Annotated in this window: 2 tRNA genes and 1 rRNA gene; all 3 read right to left on the reverse strand. The window is 32.4% G+C overall.

Annotated elements, in window-relative coordinates:
* Positions 1-4,540 precede the first annotated feature (4,540 nt).
* Positions 4,541-4,620 (reverse strand) — tRNA-Leu (locus V9F06_15920).
* Positions 4,621-4,953: 333 nt separating this feature from the next.
* Positions 4,954-5,033: transfer RNA gene (locus V9F06_15925), tRNA-Tyr, on the reverse strand.
* A 14-nt stretch (positions 5,034-5,047) separates the two neighbouring features.
* Positions 5,048-7,274, reverse strand: a 23S ribosomal RNA gene (locus V9F06_15930).
* Positions 7,275-9,874: the final 2,600 nt, after the last annotated feature.

The raw sequence follows: 9,874 nt of genomic DNA on the forward strand, positions 1-9,874 counted from the left end.
GTACCCCCCAACAAAAGTGCTAAAAAACCACAAAGCATGGCGTATATCACTCTAAAAAAAACCTGAGACTCAACTACGCTAAAAATGATCACGAGAAAAGATATATAAAAAAGAGGGGGGTGTATTACGTTGTAACCTATTAATAACTGTTGCGGTATAGCTAAAATCGCGTATTTATGAATAAAGGGGAAACTTTTTATAAAAAAAGTAAAAAGTAGCAGCCTAATAAATATTTTATAAAAAAACATAACAAAAAGCAAAACTATTAAAAAATTTAAAGTAGAGTTAACTAATGAAGCTGTAAAGTTATATCATAGTTCTGTTTTATACATGTATAACCTGACTGCGTAGTTATAATGGTTAAGTATAAAAATTAAATTCAATTTCTACTACTTTCTATTTATTATTCGCAGCACCCTACGCCGTATACGTCGTTTAGGCAAAAATCTAGGTATAAATGAACGCTTGTGAATCAAGTATTTTATTTCTGGCTTAACAATTACATTAAACTTTTTAAAAAATGTGAATTGCCTATGATTAAAATTTTTTAAAGAAAACATATAAATTAACCTTAATAAATTTTGGAAATTACGCTTTAATTGCAATATTATAGTAAGTGCGTTCTTTGGTTGTCTTTTAAAAAATTTAGATTTATAGCCCATGGTTAATAAGTATCTACCTGCACTAAAATTAGTATTCTTTGAAGTGTTTAAATTAAAAAATGTGAAGTATTGTTGGCGCTTAGGTAACGTAATGTGAAAGTTTGAATTAAAAAAAAGATAGCTTTCAAAAAATGTTTTACGGAAAGCGTTTAATGTGCGTGAGTAAAACATTATGGTATTTTCACGTTGGAGGGTAGTAATACGTTTTTTAAAGAAAAGTCTTAACATTTAGTGGTGGTATCTGCATTGTTGCGATTAAAAAAATGACTGAGATAAGAATTACACAAAAAAAGAAGGTATAAATTTTCGCACAATTTCTCCTTAGTAAATTAACAAAGCGCACCACTCAGTGTAACAGGTTTGGATAAACTATAGCTATTGTGTAGTAACGAACTGTATGATACAGGTATCGTAGGATAATATATAAAATTCGTAACATTTAGTGGTTGTATTTAACGAAAAATGTAAGGTGCAAAGTACAGCTGTATTAAACCTGCAAACATAGTTTAAACACTTAGACTTGCTTAAATTAACATAATACTTTGGTATATATATATGTGTGTAAATATACTCAGTTAAAAATCCGGCAAATATATAAGTTATGTCATTATGCTTATAAGTAGGTTTAACGCAATTTCTAAGCCCCCTAGTATTAAGATAAAAAAAGAGAAGCCGACTAAAAAATACATATTTATACAGCTAGATAAAAGCAAACCAGAGAGGTAAAGTAAAACAATGATAACCTCGCTAATAACAATTAAAGATAATAGATTTTTATTTAAGAAAATAAAAGAAACTGTGCAACACAAAAATAAGTAAGCTAGTATATATAGTCACTGTAACAACTTTATATTGATTATGTCTTGAATTAAGTGATTATAGGGTGTAGTTTTGTATTCGCTATTATTTGTTGATAAAGACACATAATCTGTTAGAAGCCTTCTGGTATCTTTTAAACCCCAAAAAAAAATGTTAAAAAATTCTTTCACTTCTCTTTCAACCCAACTGAATCCAAAAAATATTAATGATAATGATTTTACAGGGTCACCAGTTAGAAATTCGGTATGAACCATTACGTTGTAATTTGTTAGGTAACAAGATGTGGGTACCAATAAAAAAACTTTTGAATCATTAATATTACAGAACATATCTCTGGGGAAGTATACTTTAGTTAAGTTTACCCTTAGACATAGGTGAAATCAAAAATAATGAGAAGAGGGTAATAAAAAGTGAAGCTCATTTGCAGCAGTTAGCGTTGTGGTAAATATCTTAAAATTTGCCAACATTGAAAATATAAAAAGGGAGTCTATCGGCAAGATAAAGTCCATGGTTTTTATAACTTCTTGATCTTTTATAGTTTTGAAATACTTTCCGTATTTTTTTGCGTCAAATTTAAATTCTATAGTGCGCTGACGCGAGTCTTTCATATTACTGTAAAAGAGTACTTTCGTAAATAAAACACAAAACACTGGCGGTGAAAAAAAAAAAAATACAATTTATATAGTAGTTTAAACCAGAGTAACAATAAAAAACGATAGAGGTTTTACCAATAGTTCAGTAGATAGCTACAAATACAAAAAATAAAATGATAAAGTAATAGAAAAAAAAATTTAAATTCTTTTTAACAAAAAATTTATTTACTATGGTGATAATCACAATCAACAGTGCCGCGCATAAAAGAACCAGGTGATACAACACTAAGAACTCTACGCAAGCATTTATAAAATTAAGTAGTATTATTACTAGTGACATTTAGTTAAGAACTTGGTAAAAAACAAGTAAGTTTAGTAGTGCGTATAAATAAATAAAATAAAATAGCATAGTAGTTTGTCAAATTTTAAGAGTTATAATATACACTTTTAGATCATTTAGGGAGGTGGTCAAAACACTAAACATATTTAAAAATAAAGTAGACAAAAGCTTAACAGGCATAAGGAGGATAATAAAAAAAAACCAACTATAAGATCAAGCTTTAAGATGTCTCTAGAAATACCTAAATTTTGTGGCTGACCATACATAATAGACATTCAAACCCTAAAAAAACCTAGAACACCAAAAATACTAAACACAAGAAAGATCACCACGCCTATAATTTTATAGTTTATTAAAAGCATTGACAAAAGCTCTCACTCAATAAAAAACTTTACAAAAATTGGAAAACCCCTAAAGACTAATAAAGAGCTTCAAATTATAAGAGAAAGATTTGGTAAAAAGTAAATAGCACCGCTAATACTATTAAGATTTCTCGACAAATATTGCTTTTGTACCTGATCAACAAGATAAAAAAAAAGACTAGATAACAACCCATGAACTAATAAAAATAAATTTAGCATTAAGTATTTACTAGGTTCTAAAACTAATAATAACAAAATTATAAGATTCATTTCTTGAACAGTGGCGAAAGCTACTAATTTCTTTATATCGGGGCTTGTTCACATTCGTATTGAGGCGTCTAATATCCCCCATATAACAAAGGTTAAGCTGAATATATAAACATATTTGGATTTTAATAAAAAAAAAAAACACTTAGGCAAAAGAACGCTGTTTTAACCAAAAATCCGCTTAAAAATATAGAAAAACCAGCTGGAGCTTCTACGTGAACTTTTGTCAATCAATAGTAAAAAGGCCACACTGGTATCTTTACCCCAAACCCAAAAAACAACAGTACATATAACGTGGTAAACTCAAACTCAGAAAATTTTATCATAGAAAGGTCGTGAACGTTTAAAGTAAAACAAGTACTATACATGTAAGCTATAGCTAATAATACTAAAAAAGAACCAGAAAATGTTCACTTTAACAAGTAACTAATTGTTTTATCCACTTTTTTTGAATACCCAAATTGGTAAACAAAAAAAAGAGATGGTAAAAAAATAAACTCAAAAAAGATAAACATTAGTAGTAAATTTGGTGTGCTTACCATGTTTATAGTACACACAATAAATATAAAAAAATAAAATATAAAAAAGTGAGTTTTATACATGTAGCGCTCACTTAGGTATATTCAACTTATTATAGAAGTAATTAAGGCTAGACAAACAATAGTATCAGCAAAAACATTACTAAAGCTAAGCGCTACGTTTTTATTATCACCTAAAAATAAGGAAGTGGTCTGTAATTTTATTGTAAATTTACTTAAATAGTAAAAAAGGCATAATAAACAAATGGATAAAAAGTAATATAGTATTCAGTTGCTGGTGTATAAATTCTTAAATATATGCTTACTACTAAATACAAAGATTGAAATAGCTATGTGAAATAAAAATATGAAGTTTATAAATAAAGTAATCACGTCACTATAGTAATAGTAAGCTAGTATATCAGGCATCATGTGTAAACGCATCAATTATTAAATATAATAGTACAAACGAGTATATTACTGTTAATATAAACAACGATAAAACTGAATAAGTAAATTCATTACTAAAGTTGTCTAGATATTTTTGAACTACTTTAATAAAATTTTTTAGTCGTAAAAACAGAAACTCTATAAAGTATTTTTCTGAAAAAATGATATTAAAAACAAAAAACGAACAATAAGCTAACTGCAAAAACAATTTTTTTACAAAAAAGTCAAGCAACAATCCTGACTTAAAAACCCTATAATATTCAAAACTATAAATATTTGTAAACATAATTATTATATTTTTTTAATACGAAGGTAGAAGCTTAGTATATAGCTCAAATAAGAACAAAAAACCAAAAAAAAGAATGAGTTGTGGTAGATGCTTAGCCCGTATATAACGTAAAAAATACCATAAATAATTAAAATGTTTATATAAATGGCAAAATAAAAAATAACTCGGGCCAGCTGCCTATTCCTTGAGTATCTACTTTTATTAAATAGTTTTGTTTTACGAATAAATTGTACAAACGTCTGCTCATAGCTGGAATCGAACCAACACCCCGTAGGATATGATTTTAAGTCATACGCGTCTACCAGTTCCGCCATACGAGCTAAGCCGCGTTCGGGAATTGAACCCGACAAATCATGGGGGATGAGCCCTGAGTGGACCTCCGCGCGGCGCATTTTATTCAGACTCAGGACTATCACCTTTATTGTCTACTTTTCCAAATAGTTATGTCTGCTTCAATTCTGCTATATTTCAGTCATCCTTACTTATATCTCAGTTGATTTTAATAAAAATACTTACTAAAAAAGTTTTCTTCAGTATTTTTAGTGCGTATAGTAGTATTAACTTATATAATGCGTTTTGTTCTACTAAATACCATGCACAGTTTAGATTGTAGGCATCCTTCTAATGCAGTTTTTTAACTAATATTTTAATCCTGAGGTGGGTTGGAATCGAACCAACGACGGTCACCCAACAGATTTACAGTCTGCCGCTTTAACCACTCAGCCACCACCCCCAATTTTTGTTTTTTACATCAGTTATATTAGGCATAATGCTTCAGTGACTCCTCTAGTTTCTTAGTGTTCGTCAGACACGCATTTCGTTGTTCTCGTCAACAGGCCTATTTAAAAAAAAAAATCACAAAGTTCCCATATTAACGTATGGTTACATTATCAAGCGTAGCTTTTAAACTTACTTAAATGTGTTAAGTAATTTATAACAATTGGCTTGTTGTCCTCGGTCCTCTCGTACTGAAGTAAACCTGATTTTTTTTTTAAAGTGTACAGTAGATAGGGACCAAACTGTCTCACGACGTTTTAAACCCAGCTCACGTACCATTTTATTCGGCGAACAGCCGAACCCTTGGCAGCGTATGCTCCACCAGGATATGATGAGCCGACATCGAGGTGCCAAACAATCTCTTCGATAGGAACTCTAAGAAATTATCAGCCTGTTATCCCTAGCGTACCTTTTATTCGTTGATCGATTTATTTTGCTGTAAAAAAAATCGGGTCAATATAACAGACGTTTGTCCTTAGCTTACTTGTAAGTAAACTAATCCAACCTAAGTATATTATTCAGCCTACACTGCTATATGCATATCTTAAATCGAATATACACCTCCGTTACTTTTTAGGAGGTTGCCGCCCCAGCCAAACTGTCTTTCAAACTTCTTAAAATTTTCCGCTATTTTATCAGATTATTTCTAATAAAAAAGTAGTTTTTCACTTGAATAATATTACTACATACCTATATCTTTAAAAAAAATAACCCCAGTTAGATAACAGTAAAGGTGCATAGGGTCTCTCCGTCTAGCTGTACATTAACGCATCTTCACGTCTAATTCAAGTTCATAGAGATAATACTAGAGACAGTGGGGCAGTCGTTACACCATTCGTGCAGGACGGAACTTACCCGTCAAGGGATTTTGCTACCTTAGGACCGTCAGGGTTACGGCCGCCGTTTACTGGGACTTATAAAAATGCAGAACATTCTTGATTCGTCTTGCAGCACTGGGCAGGTGTCAGACTTTATACCTCATATTTCTATTTCGCAAAGTCTTATGTTTTTAATAAACAGTCGCTACCCCCTCTTAGATCATACAATAAAGCTCTCTTTCTCCCGAAGTTACAGAGATATTTTGCCGAGTTCCTTTAGTATTATTCACTCTTTTGCCTTAGTTTACTCAACCAGTCTACTTGTGTTAGGATTTGTACGATTAGTACTAAGTTTTTTCTAATGTTTACTAGGGTTGCCAACTTAAAATATTTTAAATGATCCTAGTAACACGTTGATTAGCTTACATAACATATAACTTTAGTTAAATGTTTAGTTGTCGATTTTTATATAGTCAGATTATCTTTACTATAAAACCACGTAGACATTCGGCATACTTTATTCTCAAAAGTAGTCTATTACTCATGTTGGCATAATTACTACTCAATTTTTCAACATATTTTTCAATATATTTTTATAAAAAAAGAGCACACTCCACTACCCGTTTACGTAAAATAAACGATACCGATTCAGTTTAAGCTTTTTTGACAGTAATTTATAGACCTAGGATTTAGATTTATTACAATCTTTATTAACGTTTGAACTTTTACGCTTTCTTTAAAGGATGGCTGTTTCCAAACCTACCTCTTCGTTACAAAAATTGCTAGATCTTTTTATAATAAACTTAATTAGTCACTTTATCGTGTATTCTGGGCTGTTTCCCTCTCGACCTAATAACCTTAGCGCTACTAGGTCTGTTTAACTTTCATGTTATTAGTTTAATTTATACATTATGACGAAGCGAGCGACTCACTCAGTCAGAGAATTACCTAAACAAAAAGCAAAAGTCACTCTACTTAAATAGATTTCGTGGAGAACCAGCTATCACTAAGCTTGATAAGCCTTTCACCCCTAATAACAAGTCATCTCAAAATTTTGCAACATTTATGAGTTCAGTCTAACACTTGCTCATTATTAGATCGCTTAGTTTCGGGTACAGTTCTATAAAACTGTAATAATATCTTTACGCTTGCGCTTGCTTTATAAAACTAACTCGCCAACCCATTATACAAAAGGTACAATAACACTAGCGCGTTATTTGATTTATTGCATTAAAATTCAGTTTTCACACATATTACTATGATGTTTAACCTTTCCCTCGCGGTACTTTTCACTATAAAATCTAAACTCTATAAGCAGTTTGTTAACAAAAAGGCTTCAACCATAAGGCTTACTAAAAAAGACAAATTCGCAACTAAGGAAAATATTTAACGAGATTACAACTAATACCAGCTGTATTTGTAAGCTGAAAGACCGTTTAGGTAATATGTAAACAAACAATCTACAAAAATAATTTTTTTTTTTATCAGGAAGGCCTTTTGTGTTAAGCCCCAAATAAACAAACCCCAGCCAGACCCACCCTGTTTTAGTATTCAACGCCTACTAGACTTGGGCTTACCTCTACTAGTATAGTATAACCACACACTGAAGTTTATAAAGTTTATAAAAAAGCGGGAACAATGCTTAAAATTATTTGAATCAGTTTTTTTGTTGATTATTTTTCTGTGAAAAGTTTTTATTAAGTTTAGAGAGTAAACTAACATAAGAAATTTTATTTGTATCTACCCAGAAGGTGTCCCCACCTATAAATATACTGAGTCGCTAACTAGTTAATACAGGTATTGAAAAGCTACCCTAAACTTTTTGATTTTTAAAGCCTTACTTGTAGGCCCGTACATTTCCTTACCTATCGTATTCATGCGCTTCTTTAGAAGAACTAGGTTATTATTTGGAAAAAAATAATATAAACCCCACGGCTTAGTATAGCACCTTTGGGATCTTATAACAATAGCCCTAACTTTACGTTTACGACGTTTTGTTAACTTAACTTTTGTAAGCTTAAGTACAACCTTTAAAAACTTACCAATGTCAGCATGCTTACGAGTGCTACAACGTCTAGTTTGTATGACTTTCACTAGTAAGATTCCACTAGAATCACTAGGGATGGAAAAACTACCTTTTTGGAACATTTAATTTAAAAATTCGGACCTGAGCCTTATGCTTAGCTTGTTTTACTGGGTTTTGTTTTCGTAATACCTCTAAATTAGAGGCGCCACCTTTGGTAAGTATATTACTTCTCTTAAGTTGAAAGTAAAAGGAAATAAAAAATATAATAAAAAAACTTAAAATTAAACCGCAATAAGCTACTAATAGGGGGTTGCGCGCAAAAAAAAATTGAAAAAATAAAAAAAAATCAGAAGTGACTAGGTCAAGAGCTGACTCATAAAAGTTAAAGTGTGCATAAGAGTAGCCGCTAAGTGACATTGGTGTTGCAAAAATATAAATTACAAAACTGCTGGCACAAAAAAAAGTAAACGATACCGGCAAGGCCTTTGACCCCGAGGGTAACGCGGTATTGGTAAGGTACAACATAATGAATAACAACAGTATAAAAAACTCCGTAAGTAATAAGAGCAGTATACATCCATCGAATGAGGCTAAAAATCCAAAAAGTGAGGATGATAATAAAAAGAAAAAAAAATACTTAACTTTATACCGGAAATTGTTTCTATTAATACAACCCCACAGGGAAAAACAAATAAAAAACAAAGTTAACATATCCAAAAAGTTAATGTATAGGAAAGCTTTAAAAAAAAGCTTCGAAAATGTGGTTATTAAAGCATTGGCGATGTTTCACAGATGTGTATAGCTAAACAATTAAAATTAACACAAAAAAAACGTTTTAGCCGGGACTCGCACCCGAATTAGCAAATTGAAAGTCTGCTGTCCTACTCTTGAACGACTAAAACGAAAAGGGGAACTTGCAAACTAGTCAAATTAGCGCCCCCGACACTGAGATAAAGCGTCGTTTGCGCTTAATGGGTCCATGTGCGAGAAATATCCTTATATAAATGCTAACTCAAAAAGGGGTACCAGAACGTCGATAGTGACCCCCCCCCCCCCCCTCTACATTAAAACCCCGACACCACAAAGTATAGGGCGAGGTGGGTATAAGCTGGGCACACCCCCTTTCAAGGGTGATGGTATGCGATACGCGACCCCCCCCCCTCTCCCAAGACTACCAACTCAAAAAGAACTACTGAAAGCCTGGTAATATTGACGCTATTGAAAAACAACACGCGCAATACGGCCCTGAAAGCCTGCATCACCACCGACCTCAGCACGTTTATTGTTACCCCAGGCTTACGTACCTACACCTCAACCCTTGACTACACACGAGGCATCAGCAAAACGCCAATAGCCCCACCCCCAACGTGTAGAATAAACCCTGAGCTAACACCGATAAATTAACTAATATACACACGCGGATGTAGCGGCACGCTAAGTATCGCACTGTATAGTAATGTATATTAGTAATATATTATATATAATACTATGTATACATATATATATATAATGTATTATGTATAATTTTATGCTATGTATACATATATATATATAATGTATTATGTATAATTTTATGTATAATTACACACTATGTAATATTATATAACTATATATATAACGCATTATGTATAATTACGCACTATTTAATATTATATAAATAACCACACACGCGATGCTACAGTTATGCTACCCCCCCCCCCGGGGGGGGGGGGGGTTGAGCCGGGGTTGAGCCGCGCAGCGTCGGGTATGCCTATGTGGGTGCTGCCTGGGTGCTTACGTGCTTACACATCTTGTAGACATGGTGGCCATTACCCAGCGATCAGTAGCTCTTTTTGAGTTAGTACTCATATAAGATAAGCACGTCCACACGTGTCTCGAGCCCTAAAAAGGGGTGTGTATTTTAACCCACAACAACCCTGCTCAACATTTTGCAGTGCGCCGGATTTTAGTGTG

The sequence above is a fragment of the Thermomicrobiales bacterium genome, assembly GCA_037045155.1.
Taxonomy (GTDB): Bacteria; Chloroflexota; Chloroflexia; order Thermomicrobiales; family CFX8; genus JAMLIA01.